Annotated in this window: 16 protein-coding genes; 2 read left to right on the forward strand and 14 right to left on the reverse strand. The window is 71.0% G+C overall.

The window, feature by feature from the left end; all coding sequences use genetic code 11:
• Positions 1-51 precede the first annotated feature (51 nt).
• On the forward strand, positions 52-468 hold the full coding sequence (locus tag R3F55_15345; protein ID MEZ5668783.1) for a VOC family protein: 417 nt from the start codon (positions 52-54) through the stop codon (positions 466-468).
• A 76-nt stretch (positions 469-544) separates the two neighbouring features.
• On the opposite strand, the gene rpsD is transcribed toward R3F55_15345, so the two are convergent.
• Positions 545-1165: a 30S ribosomal protein S4 gene (rpsD, locus tag R3F55_15350; protein MEZ5668784.1), complete on the reverse strand. Its 621-nt coding sequence runs from the start codon at positions 1163-1165 to the stop codon at positions 545-547.
• Between the two features lie 346 nt (positions 1166-1511).
• On the opposite strand from rpsD, the gene R3F55_15355 reads away from it, so the two are divergent.
• Positions 1512-3446 (forward strand): ATP-binding protein, encoded by a 1935-nt coding sequence (locus R3F55_15355; protein ID MEZ5668785.1) that lies wholly within the window; start codon positions 1512-1514, stop codon positions 3444-3446.
• Between the two features lie 9 nt (positions 3447-3455).
• On the opposite strand, the gene R3F55_15360 is transcribed toward R3F55_15355, so the two are convergent.
• The 13 genes from R3F55_15360 to mraY form a co-directional block, all read right to left on the reverse strand.
• A complete protein-coding gene (locus R3F55_15360) occupies positions 3456-4223 on the reverse strand; it encodes an RNA methyltransferase (protein MEZ5668786.1) in 768 nt (255 codons plus the stop codon).
• 7 nt (positions 4224-4230) lie between these two features.
• Positions 4231-5847: a citramalate synthase gene (cimA, locus tag R3F55_15365; GenBank protein ID MEZ5668787.1), complete on the reverse strand. Its 1617-nt coding sequence runs from the start codon at positions 5845-5847 to the stop codon at positions 4231-4233.
• 12 nt (positions 5848-5859) lie between these two features.
• A complete protein-coding gene (locus R3F55_15370) occupies positions 5860-6084 on the reverse strand; it encodes a hypothetical protein (protein MEZ5668788.1) in 225 nt (74 codons plus the stop codon).
• 360 nt (positions 6085-6444) lie between these two features.
• Complete coding sequence (gene ftsZ, locus R3F55_15375) at positions 6445-8238, reverse strand: cell division protein FtsZ (GenBank protein MEZ5668789.1); 1794 nt, start codon at positions 8236-8238, stop codon at positions 6445-6447.
• Positions 8239-8428: 190 nt separating this feature from the next.
• Positions 8429-9661 (reverse strand): cell division protein FtsA, encoded by a 1233-nt coding sequence (ftsA, locus tag R3F55_15380; protein ID MEZ5668790.1) that lies wholly within the window; start codon positions 9659-9661, stop codon positions 8429-8431.
• Positions 9654-10574 (reverse strand): FtsQ-type POTRA domain-containing protein, encoded by a 921-nt coding sequence (locus R3F55_15385; GenBank protein ID MEZ5668791.1) that lies wholly within the window; start codon positions 10572-10574, stop codon positions 9654-9656. Before R3F55_15385 ends, ftsA begins: the two co-directional genes overlap by 8 nt.
• Positions 10571-11548 carry a D-alanine--D-alanine ligase gene (locus R3F55_15390; protein MEZ5668792.1) on the reverse strand — a complete coding sequence of 326 codons (978 nt, stop codon included), beginning with the start codon at positions 11546-11548 and terminating at the stop codon, positions 10571-10573. The genes R3F55_15385 and R3F55_15390 overlap by 4 nt, the downstream gene beginning before the upstream one ends.
• Positions 11548-12513, reverse strand: coding sequence for a UDP-N-acetylmuramate dehydrogenase (gene murB, locus R3F55_15395; GenBank protein ID MEZ5668793.1), 966 nt, complete (start codon positions 12511-12513; stop codon positions 11548-11550). Before murB ends, R3F55_15390 begins: the two co-directional genes overlap by 1 nt.
• Complete coding sequence (gene murC / locus R3F55_15400; protein MEZ5668794.1) at positions 12510-13955, reverse strand: UDP-N-acetylmuramate--L-alanine ligase; 1446 nt, start codon at positions 13953-13955, stop codon at positions 12510-12512. The genes murB and murC overlap by 4 nt, the downstream gene beginning before the upstream one ends.
• Positions 13952-15091 (reverse strand): undecaprenyldiphospho-muramoylpentapeptide beta-N-acetylglucosaminyltransferase, encoded by a 1140-nt coding sequence (murG, locus tag R3F55_15405; GenBank protein MEZ5668795.1) that lies wholly within the window; start codon positions 15089-15091, stop codon positions 13952-13954. The genes murC and murG overlap by 4 nt, the downstream gene beginning before the upstream one ends.
• Complete coding sequence (locus tag R3F55_15410; protein MEZ5668796.1) at positions 15088-16212, reverse strand: putative peptidoglycan glycosyltransferase FtsW; 1125 nt, start codon at positions 16210-16212, stop codon at positions 15088-15090. The genes murG and R3F55_15410 overlap by 4 nt, the downstream gene beginning before the upstream one ends.
• Positions 16209-17615 carry a UDP-N-acetylmuramoyl-L-alanine--D-glutamate ligase gene (gene murD, locus R3F55_15415; protein MEZ5668797.1) on the reverse strand — a complete coding sequence of 469 codons (1407 nt, stop codon included), beginning with the start codon at positions 17613-17615 and terminating at the stop codon, positions 16209-16211. Before murD ends, R3F55_15410 begins: the two co-directional genes overlap by 4 nt.
• The gene (mraY, locus tag R3F55_15420) at positions 17612-18700 is read right to left on the reverse strand and encodes a phospho-N-acetylmuramoyl-pentapeptide-transferase (protein ID MEZ5668798.1); all 1089 of its coding nucleotides are present in this window, start codon (positions 18698-18700) and stop codon (positions 17612-17614) included. The genes murD and mraY overlap by 4 nt, the downstream gene beginning before the upstream one ends.
• Between the last annotated feature and the right edge of the window lie 11 nt (positions 18701-18711).

Genomic DNA, 18711 nt, shown 5'->3' on the forward strand with positions numbered 1-18711 from the left:
CCGCGGTCGGCTGTAATGCCCGCCAGCGAAAAGGGCAGATGAGGAGGGGAGATGACCGCCCAGGTGCTCGACCACGTCAACCTGCAGACGATGCGGCTGGCGGAGATGACCGCCTTCTACCGCGACATCATCGGCCTCGAGGACGGCGATCGCCCGCCCTTCTCCTTCGGCGGCGCCTGGCTGTGGTGCGGCGGGCGCGCCGCGGTGCACCTGGTCGAGATCGAGCAGCCGATCGATCCGCGCGATCCGAAGATCGAACACTTCGCTTTCCGCTGCGAAGGGCTGAAGCAGTTCACCGAGCGGTGCCGGGATCACCGCGTGCCTTACTATGTTCGGGTCGTGCCGTTGCTGAACATTCGCCAGGTCAACGTCTTCGATCCCGACGGCAACAAGGTCGAGATGCAGTTCGCCGATAGCGACGATCCTGACACCGACCTGAGCCCGTTCATGATGCAGGCGCCGTCCTGAACGTCCGGCGGCGCCGGCTGCAAATGGAAAGGGCGGCCCCGCGGCCGCCCTTTTTGCCGTTCCGATCCGTGCGCGGTCAGCGCGAATAGAATTCGATCACCAGGTTCGGTTCCATGTGCACCGGATAGGGCACGTCCTGGTTTGCGAAGGACGGCGGGCGCAGGAAGGTGCAGGTCAGCTTGTCGAAATTGACGCTGAGATAGTCCGGCACGTCGCGCTCGGTCGACGCGATCGCCTCCAGCACCAGCGGCAGCTCGCGCGACTTCTGCTTGATCTCGATCACGTCGCCGTCGCGCACCATGTAGGAGGCGATGTTGACGCGCTTGCCGTTGACCCGGATGTGGCCGTGGTTGACGAACTGACGGGCGGCGAACACGGTCGGCACGAACTTGGCGCGATAGACCACCGCGTCCAGGCGGCGTTCCAGCAGCTCGATCAGGTTCTCGCCGGTGTCGCCCTTGCGGCGGGTCGCGTTCTCGTAGTAGCGCCGGAACTGCTTCTCGCCGATGCTGCCGTAATAGCCCTTCAGCCGCTGCTTCGCCATCAGCTGCAGGCCGAAGTCGGACGGCTTGCGCCGGCGCTGGCCATGCTGGCCGGGGCCGTATTCGCGGCGGTTGAACGGGCTCTTCGGGCGGCCCCACAGGTTGCAGCGCAACCGGCGGTTGATCTTGTATTTGGCGGCGACGCGCTTGCTCATGCGTCCGTGCTCCCGTTTTTGGGCCGCGTGTCGCGGCTGCGGTGTTCGCGCTCGTGTACCGGATAGCCTGCTCGCCGGAATGGCCGCCGATGGTGGCCGGGCCCGAAAGCAAGCGGGGCGCGGCCCGTTTCCAGCCGCGCCCGCATGTCCAGCAATGGCGCGGGTTATACAGACTTCATCGGCAATGTCAAACCGTGCGCGACCGGGGCGCCGGGCTGCCGCGGCATTGCACGCATTACTACATGCGTTAATCGGTGTTTAAAGCCGGTGACCTAGCCTCAGCGGCGCAATGCTCGAAGCAGGTCGGTGGCGTTTGATGCAATTCGGCATCACCAGCAAATTCGTCATGACGATCGCGACGACGATGGCGTGCGCCCTGGCCGCCGGCGTTGTGGCAATGACGTTGCTGTTCGGCCTGGGCGGCGCGTTCAGCGACCTTGCCGGCAAAACCCTGCCCGTGCTGTCCACCGCCGGCGCGCTCGCCCGCGCCGCCAACGACCTGGCCGTCGCCGCGCCGGCACTGGCGACGTCGCGTTCGAGCGTGGAACTGGCGGCGAACCGCGACAGCACACTGGAGCGGCGGCGCGACCTGCTGCAGGTCCTTGATGAGCTCGAGGGCGCGCTGGCCGGCACCGCACTGTCGGATGCGCCGCTGCAGCGGGTGCGGGCCACGGGCAACGCCTTGCTGGCCAACATCGAGGCGCTGGACGAGGCGGCCGGGCGCCACATCGCCGCGCAGTTCCAGTTCGATCTTCTGGTGGCGCGGGCCAACGAGGCGCACAAGGCGCTTTCGCTGCCCGCCTTCTCGGATTCCGCCGGCGTCCTGGAGGCGATGTCGACGATCCCGTCGCTGCGGCCGCCGGCGCGGCAGTGGCGTTACGAGGCGGCGGACCTGATCTGGGAGGCGGTGACGGCGACGGCGCTGGCGGACCATGCGATCGGGCAGGCGCAGATCGAATCGCTGCGCGCGCGCTGGCAGGCGTTGTCGGCCCGGTTCACCCGGCTCACGCCCGATATCCAGGCGGCGCTGTCCGGCATACACGCCACCGTCGACCAGCTGCTGGTCCCGGACAGCGGCGTTCTCGGCCGCGCCGTCGACCTGGCCGATGCGGAACGCGAGGTGGAGACGCGGCTGGCCGACAACCGCCGGGCGGCCACCGCGCTGGTGTCCGCGACCGTGACGCTGTTCAACGGCATCAGCACCGTGACCGACCGTCAGCGCGAGGCGATCCTGGAGAATGTCAGTGCCGGGCAGTTGACGCTGGCGGCGATCATGGCGATCAGCGTCGGGGCCGGCTTCCTCGGCGTCGTGCTGTTCCGGCAACGGGTGCTGGACCGGATCAAGCGCCTGCAGGTCGCCATGCGCCGCGGCGTCAACGGCGAATTCGTCAAGGTCGACGACGCCGACCGCGACGAGATCGCCCAGATGGCGCGCGCGCACGGCTATTTCATCGACGCCATCGCGGCGCGCGAGTCCCGGCTGAAGCGCGAGCGCGACATCCAGCGCCAGCTGGCGGCGGAGGCGGAGGCGGCCAGCCGCGCCAAGTCGATGTTTCTGGCCAACATGAGCCACGAGCTGCGCACCCCGCTGAACGCCATCATCGGCTTTTCCGACCTGCTGTGCTCGGCGCCGGCGGATCCGGCCCGGGTCAAGGAATACTCCGCCGACATCAATTCCAGCGGGCGCCACCTGTTGTCGGTGATCAACGACGTGCTCGAATTCTCGAAGATCGAGGCGGGCCGGGCGGAACTCTCGATCGAGGCGACGTCGCTGGCCGAGGCGGTCGGCGCCGCGCACCGCTTCGTCAGGCTTGCCGCGCAGGAGCGCGCGATCGCCATCGCGGTCGAACTGGTCGGGCCGTCGGTGATCCAGGCCGACCCGGTCGCGCTGCGCCAGGTGTTCGCCAATCTGTTGTCGAACGCGGCGAAGTTCGCCCGGGCGGACACCACCATCAACGTGGTCGGCAAGCCGAGCGAGTCCGGCGACAGCTATCGGATCTCGGTGATCGACCAGGGCGTCGGCATCTCGGCCGACCAGCTCGACAAGGTGCTGCAGCCGTTCCACCAGGAGCGTTCGTCCTATACCCGGGGCCGCGGCGGCACCGGCCTGGGCCTCGCCATCACCCGCTCGCTGGTCGAGCTGCACGGCGGCACCCTGCGCATCCAGAGCGAGAAGGGGGTCGGCACCACCGTGATCGTCAGCCTGCCCTATGCCGGGCCGGGCGGGGCCGCGGCCGGCGAGCCGGCCGACGGTGCCGGTGGGACGTCGGCGGCCGCCTGAGCCCGCGGCTCAGCCGTCGGCGGCGGGGCCGCGCATCAGCGACACGATCACGCCGTGCAGGGTCTTCAGCTCCTGCTCGGTCAGCTCGGCGCGCTGGAACAGGTTGCGCAGGTTGCGGACCATGGTCGGCCGCTTGTCGGCCAGCCGCAGGAACCCGGTGCTGTCCAGCGCCGCCTCCAGCCGCTCGAAGAAGTTGACGAGGTCGGCCTTCGACGCCGGCGGCGAGCCCTTGTCCTCGAAGGCGAGGGACGGCGTCGCATCGTCGGTCAGGTACCACTCGTAGCCGACCAGCAGCACCGACTGGCCGAGGTTCAACGAGGAGAAGGCGGGGTTCAGCGGCACGGTGAGGATCGCGTCGGCCAGCGCCACGTCGTCGTTGGTCATGCCCGAGCGCTCGGCCCCGAACAGCAGGCCGGTGCGCTGGCCCGCGCCGAACCGACAGCGCAGCTCCAGCGCGCCCTGGCGGGCGGTATAGATCGGCTTGCTCATGAAGCGGTGGCGCGCCGTCGTCGCCAGCACATAGTTGAGGTCGGCGATCGCCGCGGCGGTGCTGTCGTGAATGGTGGCGTCGACGTGGCCGTCGAGCGCGCCCGACGCCATCGCCTGCGCCTTCGGGTTCGGCCAGCCGTCGCGCGGGTTGACCAGCCGCAGGTCGGTCAGTCCGCAGTTCAGCATCGCCCGCGCGGCAGCGCCGATGTTCTCGCCGAGCTGGGGCTCGATCAGGATGACGGCGGGCCCGCCGAGCTTGGGCGCCTGGGTCGAATCCGTGCCGGCCACGTCCGCGCTACTCCGCCGCGCGGCGCGCCCTGTCGGCCTCGCCCTTGTGGAACAGATAGAAGGTCAGGCTGTCCTGCAGGGCGATGTAGGCCGCGTCGATGATGTTGGCCGAGATGCCGACGGTCGACCAGCGCCGGCCGTCCGCATCCTCCGATTCGACCATCACGCGGGTGACCGCGGCGGTCGCGGCCTGTGGCGTGAGGATGCGGACCTTGAAGTCGGTCAAGCGCACGGTCTCCAGGCCCGGATAGACCGGGTTCAGCGCCTTGCGCAACGCCGCATCGAGCGCGTTGACCGGGCCGTTGCCCTCGGCCACCTGCATCGAGACCTCGCCCTTGACCTCGATCTTGACCACCGCCTGGCTGACCGTGGTCAGGTCGCCGCGGGCGTTGAGCCGGCGCTCGACCTCGCTGCGGAAGCTGACCAGCCGGAAATACTCGGGCAGCTCGCCGAGCGCGCGCCGGGCGAGCAGCTCGAAGCTGGCCTCGGCTCCGTCGTAGGTATAGCCGTCGAATTCGCGCGCCTTCACCTCGCGCACCAGTCTGTCGATGCGCTTGTCGTCGCGCGCGACCTCGATGCCCACCTCGGCCAGCCGCACCATCACGTTGGACCGGCCCGCCTGGTCGGAGACGACGATGTGACGGCGGTTGCCGACCGTCGCCGGCACGATGTGCTCGTAGGTGCGCGGGTCCTTCTGCACCGCGGAGACATGCAGCCCGCCCTTGTGGGCGAAGGCCGCCTCGCCGACATAGGCGGCGTGCCGGTTGTGGCCGCGGTTCAGCAGCTCGTCGAGCAGCCGCGAGACGTGGGTCAGGTTCTGCAGCTGGGCCTCGGAGATGCCGAGGTCGTAGCGCCCGTCGAACTTCAGCATCAGCGACGGGATCAGCGAGACCAGGTTGGCATTGCCGCAACGCTCGCCGAGCCCGTTCAGCGTGCCCTGCACCTGGCGCACACCGGCTTCCACCGCCGCCAGCGAGTTGGCCACCGCGTTCTCGGTGTCGTTGTGCGCGTGGATCGCCAGCCTTTCGCCCGGGATGTGCTCGGTCACTTCGGCGACGATGCGGCGTACCTCGTGCGGCAGCGTGCCGCCGTTGGTGTCGCACAGCACCACCCAGCGGGCGCCGGCCCGATGGGCGGCGCGCACGCACTCCAGCGCATAGGCCGGGTTGGCCTTGTAGCCGTCGAAGAAATGCTCGGCGTCGTACAGCGCCTCGCGGCCCCGCGCGACGACGTGGGCGACGCTGTCGGCGATCATCGCCACATTCTCAGACCGGGCCACGCCCAGCGCCACGTCGACATGGAAATCCCAGGCCTTGCCGACCATGCAGATCGCCGGCGCGGACGCGTTGAGCAGGGCGGCGACGCCGGGATCGTTCTCGACGCTGCGCCCCGGCCGCCGGGTCATGCCGAAGGCGGTGAAGGTGGCGGTCGCCAGCGCCGGCGGGGCGCCGAAAAAGGCATCGTCCGTCGGGTTGGCCCCCGGCCAGCCGCCCTCGACATAGGCGACGCCGAGGGCGTCCAGCGCGTGGGCGACGGCGGTCTTGTCGTTGACGGAGAAGTCGACACCCTGGGTCTGCGCGCCGTCGCGCAGCGTGGTGTCGAAGATGTAGAGGCGTTCCTGCATCGCCGTCGCCCCTCAGTCTGACGCGGCGGACAGATCGACCGCCCGCATCGTCGGCAGGCCGGCATAGCAGAGCCGCATGTGTTCGGCCTGGCAGGGGCCGAGCCCGGCGACGACGAGCTCGATCATGGCGAGCCCGTCGCCGCGCAGATCGAATGCGCAGCGGTCCGGGACCAGGCCAAGCTTGGCGATCGGGGCGACAACGCGGGGCAGCAGGCCGGGGTCGGCGTCGCCGACCATACGGAAACGCCAGCACGACGGCGCGGGCGCTGTGGCTTCGGCAGGATGCGGTCGCTCAGCGCCGGCGGCTGGAGCGGTGGCTGGTGCGGCAGTGGCGGACATCGTCGGATGTCTCCTCTCGGCAAGACGAAACGCAGGCGTAACCGTGACCCGGACCCTCCTCGGGGGCCGGGACGGTAATTCGCCGCGCAATGCCGTACTGCCCGTACATGCGGCCTAGCTACCGCCGGGTGCCCGCCGCCGTCAAGCGCCGGGCGCAGGTTGCGACGCCGAGACTGCCGCAAAAAGTGATGCCCCCGCCGGGGGGCGGCGGGGGCATCGCACCATGCCGACGCTGTTGCGGTGACTAGCGCAAGTCGATCAATTGGCCTGGCGACGCAGGAATGCCGGGATGTCCAGCATGTCGTCCTCAGGCTGGCGCTGCGACGACGGCCGCTCCTCGCTTTCCAGTCCGGTCAGCTGCGGCTGGGCGAGCGGTTCGCGGGTCGGCCGGGCCTGCGCCCGCGGACGCTCGACCACCGGATCGAGCTGCTCCTCGTCGTGCTCCTCGTCCTCGCGGCGGGCGCGGCCGGTACCGGTCATCCGCTCGAACAGGCTGGCACCGTGCTTGCCGCGGAAGCGGAACCGCCCGCCCTTGCCCGGCTCGTCGGCCTCGGCCGGCGCGTCCAGCGGCTGGCGCCGGCTCTGCGGCTCCACCGCCTGCGGCGGCATGTAGGGCTCCTCGGCATCCTCCGGTTCCGGCATGGCGCGGGCGGTCGCGGCCATCGACGGTGCCGGGATCGCGCTGTGGCCGTAGGTCGGGGCCGACGGACGCTGCTGCATCGTCGTCGCCGCACCCGCCGCCGAGGCGCGCGGGCCGGCGCGCAGCGGCATGCGGCTGCCGGTGTCCACCGACGGGCTGGCCACCGGCGCGGCGCCGAGGCTCGGCTGGCCGTAGGTGCGGATCGTCGGCTGGGCGGCCGGCTTCGGTGCCGGCTCGCGCACCGCCGCCGGGCGGGCCGGCTCCGGCTCCGCTTCGACCATCTCTTCCTCTTCCGGCTCGGCGATCGCCGCCTGTGCCTTGACCTCGAAGTTCTCGGCCGGCTTCAGCGGCGCATCGGCCGCACGTGCCGGGTTGCGCACGGTGACCGGACGGCCGGCGTCGGTGGCCAGGCTCAGCACGGTGGTCCGCGGCGCGGCCTCGTCGGATGCCTCGATCCCGGTGGCGACCACCGAGACCCGCATCCGTCCGTCGAGCGCATCGTCGAAGGTGGCGCCGAAGATGATGTTGGCGTCGGGATCGACCTCCTCGCGGATGCGGTTGCAGGCCTCGTCGACCTCGTAGAGGGTCATGTCGTTGCCGCCGGAGATGTTGATCAGCACGCCGCGGGCGCCCTTCATCGAGACGTCGTCCAACAGCGGGTTGGAGATGGCGGCCTCGGCGGCATCGACCGCACGGCGGTCGCCGTCGGCCTCGCCGGTGCCCATCATCGCCTTGCCCATCTCGCCCATCACGGTGCGGATGTCGGCGAAGTCCAGGTTGATCAGGCCCGGCATCACCATCAGGTCGGTGACCCCGCGCACGCCGCAGTTCAGCACCTCGTCGGCCATGTTGAAGGCATCGGCGAAGGTGGTCTTCTCGCTGGCGATCCGGAACAGGTTCTGGTTCGGGATCACGATCAGCGTGTCGACATACTGCTGCAGCTCCTGGATGCCCTGCTCGGCGATCCGCATGCGCTGCTGGCCCTCGAAGTGGAACGGCTTGGTCACCACGCCCACGGTCAGGATGCCGTGCTCGCGGATCGCGCGCGCGATCACCGGTGCGGCGCCGGTGCCGGTGCCGCCGCCCATGCCGGCGGTGATGAACGCCATGTGCACGCCGTCGAGCTGGGCCAGCAGCTGGTCCAGGTCCTCCTCGGCGGCGGCGCGGCCGACCTCGGGCCGGGCGCCGGCGCCCAGGCCCTGGGTCAGGTTGGCGCCGATCTGGATGCGGCGCTCGCACAGCGACGCGGCCAGCGACTGGGAGTCGGTGTTGGCGACCAGGAACTCGACCCCCTCCAGCTTGGCTCGGATCATGTTGTTGACGGCATTGCAGCCGGCACCACCGACGCCGATCACCAGGATGTGCGGGCGAAGCTCCGGCTGGATCTGCTCGATGTTGAGGTTGAGGGTCATGCTTGTCTCCGCTTCGATGCGCCTAGGGCTTGGTGCTTGGGGTCGGCCACTCTGCAGGCAGCCGTTCGTTCAGGGGGTGGGCCGGGCGGCGCCTTGCTGCGTCGGCCATGGGGGGTGCGGTCCGCCGGCGGCCGGCTGATGCGCCAGAGCCGCCTGAGCCTGCGGGCGGTGAGCTCGGGCCGTATCATGGTCAGAAGCTCTCCTTCAGCCACAGGCCAAGCCGGCCGAACAGGCCGGCGCGATGCGGTTTGGTGACGGTCTGCAGCACCGGCTCCTGCTGCACGCGCGCCGCGTAGGCGATCAGCCCCGCGACGGTGGCGAATGCCGGGCCGCCGCTGGTCTCGGCCAGGCCGGCGAAGCCGATCGGCCGGCCGATGCGGACCTGCTTGTCGAACACGTGGCCGGCCAAGTCGCGGACGCCCTGCAGCTGGCTGGCGCCGCCGGTCAGCACCACGCGGCGGCCGGCCTGGTTGGCGACGCCGGAATGCTCGATGCGGGCGCGGACCAGTTCGAAGGTCTCCTCCATGCGCGGCTGGATGATGGTGTTGACCACGGCGCGCGGGATCTGCTGGCCGTCGCGGCGGCCGTCCTCGCCGACCAGCGGCACGTCGATCACCTCCTGCGCGTCGGACGGCGAAGGCAGGGCGGCGCCGTACAGCGTCTTCATCCGCTCGGCATGGCCGATCGGGGTGGACAGCCCGTGGGCGATGTCGTTGGTGACGTGCGCGCCGCCGACCGGCACGGAATCGGCATGGACCAGCGCGCCGTCGAAGAAAACGCCGAACGAGGTGCGGCCGGCGCCCATGTCGACCAGGGTGACGCCCAACTCCAGCTCGTCGCTGACCAGGCAGGCCAGGCCCGCGGCATAGCCGGCGGCAACCGGCGTCTCCATCACCAGATGGGCGCGGCGCACGCAGCTCTGCAGGGTGCGGACGTGGCTGGCCGGCGCGCCGCACAGGTGCATCTCCACCGACAGCTCGCTGCCGTACATGTCGCGCGGGTCGCTGATGCCGAACTGGCCGTCGATGCCGAAGCTGCGCGGCACCGCGTGCAGCACGATCTCGTCGTCGCGATTGTGACGGCTGCGGCCCGCCTCGAGCACGCGGCGGATGTCGGCATCGGTGACCTGGTCGCCGGTGATCGGCAGCGATGCGGTGACGGTGCGCGACTGCGGCGCACAGCCGGTCAGCGCCACGATCACACGGTCGATGGTCTCGCCCGCCATCTCCTCGGCCGCATGCACGGCGCCGGTGATGGCATGGGTGACCGCATCCATGTCGGTGATCACGCCATTGCGCACGCCGCTGGAGATCTGGTGGCCGATGCCGGTCACCCGCGGCGGCCCCTCGCGCGAGATGTCGGCGATGAGGCAGCAGATCTTGCTGGAGCCGATGTCCAGCGCGGCAACCAGCCCGTCACGCATCCTGTCCGATCCCCATTTGCTCGATGGCGTCGTCGCTCAGTTCGACCGTCAGCCTGTCGTCCTGCCGCAGGTCGATGGCGACGACGTCGCGCTCCAGCAGCATGTGCTCGGCCTCCAGCCGCGCCAGCCGCGCCCAGGCCTCGGCCGGCCGGTCGGCGGGCAGCAGCACGTCGATCCCGCTGTCCAGCCGCACGGTCCAGCGGCGGTCGTCGATCCAGGTGGCGGCGCGGACCCGGCGCGACAGCTCCGGCTCCTGCGACAGGATCGCGAACAGGTGCGGCGCATGGTCCGGCGCATGCTCGCCGATGACGATCGGCAGGCTGGCCTCGGACTCGCTGCCGGTGGCCGGCAGGATCACGCCCTCCTCGTCGACCACGGCGACGCGGCCGTTGCGCTGCCAAAGCGCGAACGGCACCCGCTCGACCAGCCGGATGCGGATGATGTCGGGCAACTGGCGCACCACTTCGGCGCTGCGCACCCAGGCAAGTGACTCGATCCGCGTGCGGATCGATTCCGGATCCATGTCCAGGATCGGGTCGCCGCGGTTCAGGCCGATGGCGATGCGCAGCGCCTCCAGCTCGGTATGGGTCCGGCCGGAAACCAGCACGTCGCCGACCTGGAAGCCGGCCTGCTGCACGGCATAGCCGCCGACGTCGGCAACCTGCTCCGACAGGCGGGCGGGCAGGTCGGAGCGCACCGCATAGGCGACCGAGCCGCCGATGACGCACAGCGCCAGCGCGAATCCGGCGATGCGCGCCCAGCGGTCGACCCAGCGGCACGACGGATGCTGGCCGCTGAGCAGCGCCAGGACCGGGTGGTCGCGGCCGACCGGGCGCACGTTGTCCCAGACGGTCGCATCCTCGAACACGTCGGGATAGGGGTCGAGCTGCGGCTCGTCGCGGAACGGGTTCATGCCGCGTCCCCCTTGTGGCGCACCGGCCTGCGGATGCTGGCCGGCACGTCGCAGGTGGCCAGCTCGACCATCCACTTCACCAGCGCCACATAGGAGACGCGGTGATAGGCGGCGATCTCCGGCACCAGCGAGGTCGGGGTCATGCCCGGCTGGGTGTTGACCTCCAGCACGTAGACCTTCCCCGGCTCGCCGCCGGTATCGTCGTAGCGCAGGTCGACGCGGCTGACGCCGCGGCACGACAGGGCGCGGTGCGCGCGCTCGGCGACGCGCAGCACCTCGGCATAGCCGTCGGGGTGGATCGGCGCCGGCATCAGGTGCTCGGACTCGCCGGGCGTGTACTTGGCGACGTAGTCGTAGAACTTGCGCCGGGTCCGGATCTCGATCGCGCCCAGCGCGCTGGCGCCTTCGCCTTCGCCGATCACCGCTGCCTGGATCTCGCGGCCGGGGATGTAGCGCTCGACATAGACCTCGTCGCCGAAGGCCCAGGTCTCGGCGTCGAAGGCCGGCTCGTTGTCGCCCTCGAACAGCACCCGCACGCCGACGCTGGAACCCTCCGCCACCGGCTTGACCACGAAGGGCCGCGGCATCGGGTCGCCCTTCGGGGCGCCGGCGCGATGGATCAGCATCGCCGGCGGCATGGCCAGGCCCGCCGCCTCCAGCACCGCGCGCGACACCCGCTTGTCCATGCCCAGCGCCGACGACAGCACGCCGGAACCGGTGTAGGGCACGCCCATCAGCTCGAGCAGGCCCTGGATGCAGCCGTCCTCGCCGAAGCGGCCGTGCAGCATGTTGAACACGCAGTCGGGCGGCGGGGTCAGCGCCTTGACCAGGGCGGCGATGTCGTCGGTGACGTCGATCGGATAGGCGTCGAAGCCGCCGGCGCGCAGTGCCTTCAGGCAGCCGGCGCCGCTCGACAGCGAGACCTCGCGCTCGGCCGAGATCCCGCCCATCAGCACGGCGACGCGCTTGGCCATCACGCGTCCTCCCGCTGCTGGGGCGCGCGCACGCCGATGCGGCGGATTTCCCAGCGCAGGGTCACGCCGGTGGCGGCCAGCACGCGGGCGCGCACGGTCTCGCCCAGATCCTCCAGGTCGGCGGCGGTGGCGTCGCCGGTGTTGATCAGGAAGTTGCAGTGCTGCTCGGACACCTGCGCGCCGCCCAGCCGCAGGCCGCGGCAGCCGGCCCGGTCGATCAGCTTCCAGGCCTTCGCGCCCGGCGGGTTGGCGAAGGTGCTGCCGCCGGTGCGCGACCGGATCGGCTGGCTTTGCTCGCGCGCCACCTGGATCGCGGCCATCCGGGCGGCGATCTCGGCCGGGTCGCCGGCGCCGCCGCGCAGGCGCGCCCCAGTGAAGATCAGGTCGTCCGGCGCGCCGCAATGGCGGTAGTCCATCGCCATCGCGTCCAGGTCCAGCGTCAGGTGCCGGCCGGCGCGGTCGATCGCATAGGCCTCGACCAGCACGTCGCGCAGCTCGCGGCCATAGGCGCCGGCATTCATCCGCAGTCCGCCGCCGAGCGTGCCAGGCACGCCGACCAGGAACTCCAGCCCGGCGATGCCGGCCGCGGCGGCGACCTTGGCGATGTTGACGTCCAGCGCGGCGGCGCCGGCGATCACGTCGGTGCCGTCCGGCCGGATGTCGGCGAAGCCGCGGCCCAACTTGACCACCACCCCCGGCACCCCGCCGTCGCGCACCAGCAGGTTGGAGGCGACGCCGATCACCGTCACCGGCACGTCGCCCGGCAGGCCGGCCAGCAGGGTGGCCAGATCGTCGGCGTCGGCCGGGCGGGCCAGCACCTCGGCCGGTCCGCCGACCCGGAACCAGCTGGTGCGGCCCAGCTCGGCCCAGGCGGAGACGCGGCCGCGCAGGGCCGGCATCCGGTCGATCAGGGCGGGGCCCGCCGAAGCCGGCATGTCGGGAATCCTGGCCATCGCGGCGGTCATCGCCCCTGGCCTCCGGCCGCGGCCGGCTCCGGCTCCAGGATCGCGGCCAGTTGCTCGGGCAGGGCGTTGGCCCAGGCGGTGACGCTGCCGGCACCGAGGCAGACGACCAGATCGCCCGGCCGTGCCAGCTCGACCACCCGCCCTGCCAAAGCATCCGGGCCGTCCAGCGCCTCGGCATGGCGATGGCCATGGGCGCGCAGCCCGCTGACCAGGGCGTCGCGGTCGACGCCCTCGATCGGCGCCTCGCCGGCCGGATAGACGTCGGCGACCAGCACCGCGTCGGCATCGTTGAAGCAGGTGCAGAAGTCGTCGAACAGCGCGCTGAGCCGGGTGTAGCGGTGCGGCTGGACCACGGCGATCACGTGGCCGGCGCCGGTGCCGCGGGCCGCGGCCAGCACGGCGGCGATCTCGACCGGGTGGTGGCCGTAGTCGTCGATCACGGTGATACCGCCGACGGTGCCGGTGTGGGTGAAGCGGCGCTTGACCCCGCCGAAGCGGGCGAGGCCCTTGCGGATCGCGGCGTGGTTGACGCCGAGTTCGATCGCGCAGGCGATGGCGGCGCAGGCGTTCAGCACGTTGTGCTCGCCGGCCATCGGCAGCTTCAGCTCGCGCAGCGTGACCGGCCCGCCGGTGACATGGGCGCCGATCTCCACGTCGAACTGCGCCCCGCTCGGGCTGATCGCGATGTTGGTGGCGCGCACGTCGGCCTGCCGGCTCTTGCCATAGGCGATGACCTTGCGGTCGGACAGCGCCGGGATCAGCGCCTGCACCTCCGGGTGGTCGATGCACATCACCGCGAAGCCGTAGAACGGGATGTTGGCGACGAAGGCCTGGAACGCGTCGCGCACGTCCGCGAAGCTGTCGTAGTAGTCCATGTGCTCGCGGTCGATGTTGGTCACCACCGCGACCGTCGCCGGCAGGTTGACGAAGCTGCCGTCGCTCTCGTCGGCCTCGACCACCATCCAGTCGCCCTTGCCCAGGCGCGCATTGGTGCCGTAGGCGTTGATGACGCCGCCGTTGATCACGGTCGGGTCCATGCCGCCGGCATCGAGCAGGGCGGCGACCATCGAGGTGGTGGTGGTCTTGCCGTGGGTGCCGCCGATGGCGACCGACCACTTCAGCCGCATCAGCTCGCCCAGCATCTCGGCCCGCGGCACGACCGGCGTGCGCGCGGCGCGGGCGGCGTCCAGCTCCGGGTTGCCGGCCTTGATCGCCGACGACACCACCGCCACCGCCGCGTCGCCCAGGTTGGCGGCGTCGTGACCGACCGTCACCGGGATGCCCAGCGCGCGCAGGCGCTTGACGTTGGCGTTCTCGGCCACGTCGCTGCCCTGCACCTTGTAGCCCAGGGTGTGCATGACCTCGGCGATGCCGCTCATGCCGATGCCGCCGATGCCGATGAAGTGCAGCGTGCCGATGTCGAAGGGCATCGCACCGGTCATGACGCCACCGCCAGTGCCGCATCCGCGGCGCGGTTGATGCCGGCGCAGGCCTCGACCAGGTCGGCCAGCCGCGCCGCGCCGTCGACGATGCCGAAGCCGCGCGCGCGCTCCGCCGCCTCGGCCAGCGCGGCCGTGTCGTCCATCAGCCGGCGCAACGCGGCGGCCAGGTCTTCCGCGGTGGTCTCCGCCTCGATCATCGTCCAGGCGCCGCCGGCCGCGGCCAGCTGCTCGGCATTGGCGCGCTGGTGGTCGTCGGTGGCGTAGGGATAGGGCACCAGGATCGCCGGCCGCCCGGCCGCCGACAGCTCGGCGATGGTCGAGGCGCCGGCCCGGGTGATCGCCAGGTGGGCGCCCCGCAGCCGGTCCGCCATGTCGTTGAAATAGGTCGCCACCTCCGCCTGCACGCCGCTCGCGGCATAGGCGGCGCGGACCTCGTCCAGGTCCTCCGGACGGCACTGCTGGGCGACCGCCAGCCGACCGCGGTGGCCGGCGTCCAGCAGCGCCACGGCGGCGGGCACCAGCAGGCTCAGCGCGCGCGAACCCTGGCTGCCGCCGAACACCAGCAGGTGCAGCTTTTCCGCAGATTCCGGCGGGTTGTACGGGGTTTCGGCCAAGGCCGCGATCTCCGCGCGAATCGGGTTTCCAGTTCGTGACAGCTTACCCGAATTCTGATCGGAAACCCCCCGAATACTCGGAAAGGCGGTCGCGATTTTACCGACTCGCGGGGCAAGCATTCGATTCGCGCGACCTAGAACTGCGTTCTGCTCGTGCAGCACGGTGGCGAGTCCTTGCCGAGTCGCGGCCATGATTGTCGGCACCGAGGCGTAGCCGCCGAAACCGACGACAACCGCAGGTCGCAGCTCGCGCAGGATGCGGCGGGCCTGGCCCAGGCCGCGCAGGATGCGGCCGACGCCGTCGAGCTTGCCCCAGAAGCCGCGGCCCGACGGCGCGCCGGCCTGGACCCGGAACACCTGCACCTGGGGCAGCGCGTCGTCGAAGGCGGCACCGCGGCGGTCGGTGACCAGCACCACCTTGTGGCCGCGCGCGATCAGGGTCTCGGCCAGCGCGCGGGCCGGGTAGATGTGGCCGCCGGAGCCTCCGGCGGCCAGCACGACGGTCTTCTGTGCGCCGGTCACAGGCCGTCCCCGTCGTCGGTCCACAGCCGGGTCAGCGCCAGCGCCATGCCCATGCCGATCGCGATCGCGAACAGCGAGGAGCCGCCGTAGGAGATGAACGGCAGCGTCATCCCCTTGGTCGGCATCAGCTTCAGCGCCGAGGCCATGTTGATCAGCGCCTGCAGGCCGTACTGGGTGAACAGCCCGGCCGCCGCCAGCAGGATGAACAGGCTTTGCGACTGCATCACCCGGCTGTAGCCGCGCAGCACGATCAGCGCGAACAGGCCGACGACCAGCAGGCAGAACAGCAGGCCGTATTCCTCGCCTGCGACCGCGAACACGAAGTCGGAGTGGGCGTCGGGCAGCTGGTCCTTGATCCGGCCCTCGCCCGGCCCGCGGCCGAAGATGCCGCCATTCTCGAACGCCGCCAGCGAGCGGTCGATCTGGTAGGTGTCGCCGGAATCGGGATCGAGGAACCGGTCGATGCGGCTGGACACGTGGTCGAAGCCGTAATAGGCGCCGACCAGGGCGCCGACGGCCCCGATGATCAGCAGGCCGACCAGCAGCAGCGGCAGGCCGGCCAGGAAGAACTGGCCGAACCAGACCGCGCCGACCACCGCCGCCATGCCCAGATCCGGCTGCGACAGGATCACGGTCATGGTCAGGCCGAACAGCGCGATGCAGATGCTGCGGCCGGGAAAGCCGGCGGTGCTCTGCGCCTTGGCGAACAGCCAGGCGGCGACCACGGCGAAACCCGGCTTCAGGAATTCGGTCGGCTGCAGCGAGAAGCCGGCGACGTTGATCCAGCGCTGGGCGCCCTTGATCTCCTCGCCGATCACCAGCGTCGCCGCCGATGCGGCTAGCCCGCCGACGAACATCAGCAGCGCCAGCCGCCGCACCCCGCGCGGCGACAGCATCGACACGCCGAGCATCAGCGCGATCGCCAGCGGCAGCATCATGAACTGCCGCTCGACGAAGTGGAACGACGGCAGCGGGATGCGCTCCGCCGCCGGCGGGCCGGCGGCCAGGATCAGCAGGATGCCGATGGCGATGACCAGCATCACCGCCACCAGGTTCCAGCGGTCGACGGTCCACCACCAGCGGCCGACGATCGAGCGGTCGATACGGGTGAAGCTGCTCATGCCGGCGCCCCGGGGTTCTCGGCGGCCGCCCGGGCCAGCGCCGCGAAGGCGTCGCCGCGGGCCTCGAAGTTGGCGAACTGGTCGAACGAGGCGCAGGCCGGCGACAGCAGCACCACGCCGTCGCCGGCGGCACGGGCGCCGGCGAAGGCGTCGGCCACGGCGCGCGCCAGCGTGCCGCTGCGGGTGGCGGGAACCGTGCCGGCCAGGGTCGCGGCGAAGTCCGCGGCGGCTTCGCCGATCAGATAGGCGTGGGCGATGCGGCCGAACAGCGGCCGCAGCGCCTCGATGCCGCCGGCCTTGGGCACGCCGCCGGCAATCCAGTGGATGCGCTCGAAGCAGGCCAGCGCATGGGCGGCGGCCTCGGCATTGGTCGCCTTGCTGTCGTTGACGAACCGCACGCCGCCGGCTTCGGCAACGATCTGGATGCGGTGGGCGAGGCCGGCGAAGCTGGCAAGGCCGGCCGCGATCGTCCGCGGCGACAGCTTCAGCATGCGCACCGCGGCATAGGCGGCGACCGCATTCTGCCAGTTGTGGCGGCCGGGCAGGCCGGCCGCGGCGGTCAGGTCGACGGGCGCCGCCGGCGCATCGTCGAGCCGGTCGTGCAGCCGGCCGGCCGCGTCGACGTGGAACAGGCACTCGCTGTCGTCGCCGGTGCCGACCCGGACCACGTGGCGGCCGGCGCTGGCGAGGTCGGCGGCAATCGCCCGCGTCCATTCGTCGTCGACGCACACGATGGCGACGTCGTCGGCGTCCATGCGGTCGAACAGCCGGCGCTTGGCGGCGACATAGCCGTCCATGCCGCCGTGCCGGTCGAGATGGTCGGGGGTGACGTTCAGCAGCACGGCGACCCGGAAGCGGCCGCGGTCGATCAGCTCGAGCTGGTAGGACGACAGCTCGATCACATAGACGCCGTCGGGCCCGAGCCGCGGCAGCGACAGCGCCGGCGCGCCGATGTTGCCGCCGACGGCGCAGGGCACGCCGGCGCTGGCCAGCAGGTGTCCGATCAGCGCGGTGGTGGTCGACTTGCCGTTGGTGCCGGTGATCCCGACCAGCGGCGTGTCGCCGGCCGCCTCGGCCAGCAGTGCGATGTCGCTGACCAGCGGACAGCCGGCTCGCGCCGCCGCGGTGGCGGCCGGATGCGGCTGCGGGTGCAGATGCGGAATGCCCGGGCTCCATACGATCATGCGGAACCCGGCCAGGTCCTGGCGGTCGAGCGGCGCCAGCGTCACGTCGGGCCGCGCCACGCGCCCGCGCGCGGCTTCGCCGTCGTCCCAGGCGGTCACCGCGGCGCCGGCATCGGCCAGCGCTTCGGCGGCGGCGAGGCCGGAGCGGGCAAGACCCATCACCCCGCAGCGCGCGCCGGCATAGCGCGACAGGTCCAGGCTGGCAGACGGCGCGGTCATCGCAGCTTCAGCGTGGCGAGACCGACCAGCGCCAGGATCGACGCGATGATCCAGAAGCGGATCACGATGGTCGGCTCCGCCCAGCCCTTCTGTTCGAAGTGGTGGTGCAGCGGCGCCATGCGGAACACCCGCCGACCGGTCATCTTGAACGAGGCGACCTGGACGATGACCGAGACCGCTTCCAGCACGAACAGGCCGCCGATGATCACCAGCACCAGCTCGTGCTTGGCAATCACGGCGATTGCACCCAGCGCGCCGCCCATGGCGAGCGACCCGGTGTCGCCCATGAACACCATCGCCGGCGGCGCATTGAACCAGAGGAAGCCGAGCGCGGCACCGACCATGGCGCCGCAGAACACCGCCAGGTCGCCGGCCCCCGGCACGAACTGGATCTGCAGGTATTCCGCGAAGTTGAAGTTGCCGACCAGATAGGCGATCAGGGCGAAGCAGCCCGACGCGATCATCACCGGCACGATCGCGAGCCCGTCCAGCCCGTCGGTCAGGTTGACCGCGTTGGACGAGCCGACCATCACCACCGCTGCGAACACCACGTAGAACCAGCCCAGGTTGGGCATGAAGTCCTTGAAGAACGGCACCGCCAGCTTCAGCGCGATGCCTTCGTCGGTGGCCATGGTTATCAGGAAGGCGGCGATCAGCGACAGCAGGAACTGGGCCAGCAGCTTGACTCGGCCGCTGACGCCCTTGCTGTTGCGCTTGGTCAGCTTCAGGTAGTCGTCGCTGAAGCCGAGCAGCCCCATGCCGGTGGTGACCAGCAGCACGGTCCAGACGAACAGGTTGTCCAGGCGCATCCACAGCAGCGTGCTGATCACCACGCACAGCAGGATCATCACCCCGCCCATGGTCGGCGTGCCGGCCTTGGAAACGATGTGCGACTGCGGGCCGTCGGCCCGGATCGGCTGGCCGCCCGGCTGCTTGTGCCGCAGCCAGCGGATGATCTTCGGCCCGACGATGAAACTCAGCACGAGCGCGGTCAGGCCGGCGCCGCCGGTCCTGAAGGTCAGGTACTGGAACAGGTTGAAGAAGCCGACATCATCGGCCAGCGGGAACAGCAGCTCGTACAGCATCGCGTCGCGGC

The organism is Alphaproteobacteria bacterium, from assembly GCA_041396705.1.
Lineage (GTDB): Bacteria > Pseudomonadota > Alphaproteobacteria > CALKHQ01 > CALKHQ01 > CALKHQ01.

Bases quoted from the DNA above. Each gene is read 5' to 3' on its own strand.
- R3F55_15345 (MEZ5668783.1), top strand. From the start codon at position 52: ATGACCGCCCAGGTGCTCGACCACGTCAACCTGCAGACGATGCGGCTG.
- rpsD (MEZ5668784.1), bottom strand. From the start codon at position 1,165: ATGAGCAAGCGCGTCGCCGCCAAATACAAGATCAACCGCCGGTTGCGC.
- R3F55_15355 (MEZ5668785.1), top strand. From the start codon at position 1,512: ATGACGATCGCGACGACGATGGCGTGCGCCCTGGCCGCCGGCGTTGTG.
- cimA (MEZ5668787.1), bottom strand. From the start codon at position 5,847: ATGCAGGAACGCCTCTACATCTTCGACACCACGCTGCGCGACGGCGCG.
- R3F55_15370 (MEZ5668788.1), bottom strand. From the start codon at position 6,084: ATGGTCGGCGACGCCGACCCCGGCCTGCTGCCCCGCGTTGTCGCCCCG.
- ftsZ (MEZ5668789.1), bottom strand. From the start codon at position 8,238: ATGACCCTCAACCTCAACATCGAGCAGATCCAGCCGGAGCTTCGCCCG.
- ftsA (MEZ5668790.1), bottom strand. From the start codon at position 9,661: ATGCGTGACGGGCTGGTTGCCGCGCTGGACATCGGCTCCAGCAAGATC.
- R3F55_15385 (MEZ5668791.1), bottom strand. From the start codon at position 10,574: ATGAACCCGTTCCGCGACGAGCCGCAGCTCGACCCCTATCCCGACGTG.
- R3F55_15390 (MEZ5668792.1), bottom strand. From the start codon at position 11,548: ATGGCCAAGCGCGTCGCCGTGCTGATGGGCGGGATCTCGGCCGAGCGC.
- murB (MEZ5668793.1), bottom strand. From the start codon at position 12,513: ATGACCGCCGCGATGGCCAGGATTCCCGACATGCCGGCTTCGGCGGGC.
- murC (MEZ5668794.1), bottom strand. From the start codon at position 13,955: ATGACCGGTGCGATGCCCTTCGACATCGGCACGCTGCACTTCATCGGC.
- R3F55_15410 (MEZ5668796.1), bottom strand. From the start codon at position 16,212: ATGAGCAGCTTCACCCGTATCGACCGCTCGATCGTCGGCCGCTGGTGG.
- murD (MEZ5668797.1), bottom strand. From the start codon at position 17,615: ATGACCGCGCCGTCTGCCAGCCTGGACCTGTCGCGCTATGCCGGCGCG.
- mraY (MEZ5668798.1), bottom strand. From the start codon at position 18,700: ATGCTGTACGAGCTGCTGTTCCCGCTGGCCGATGATGTCGGCTTCTTC.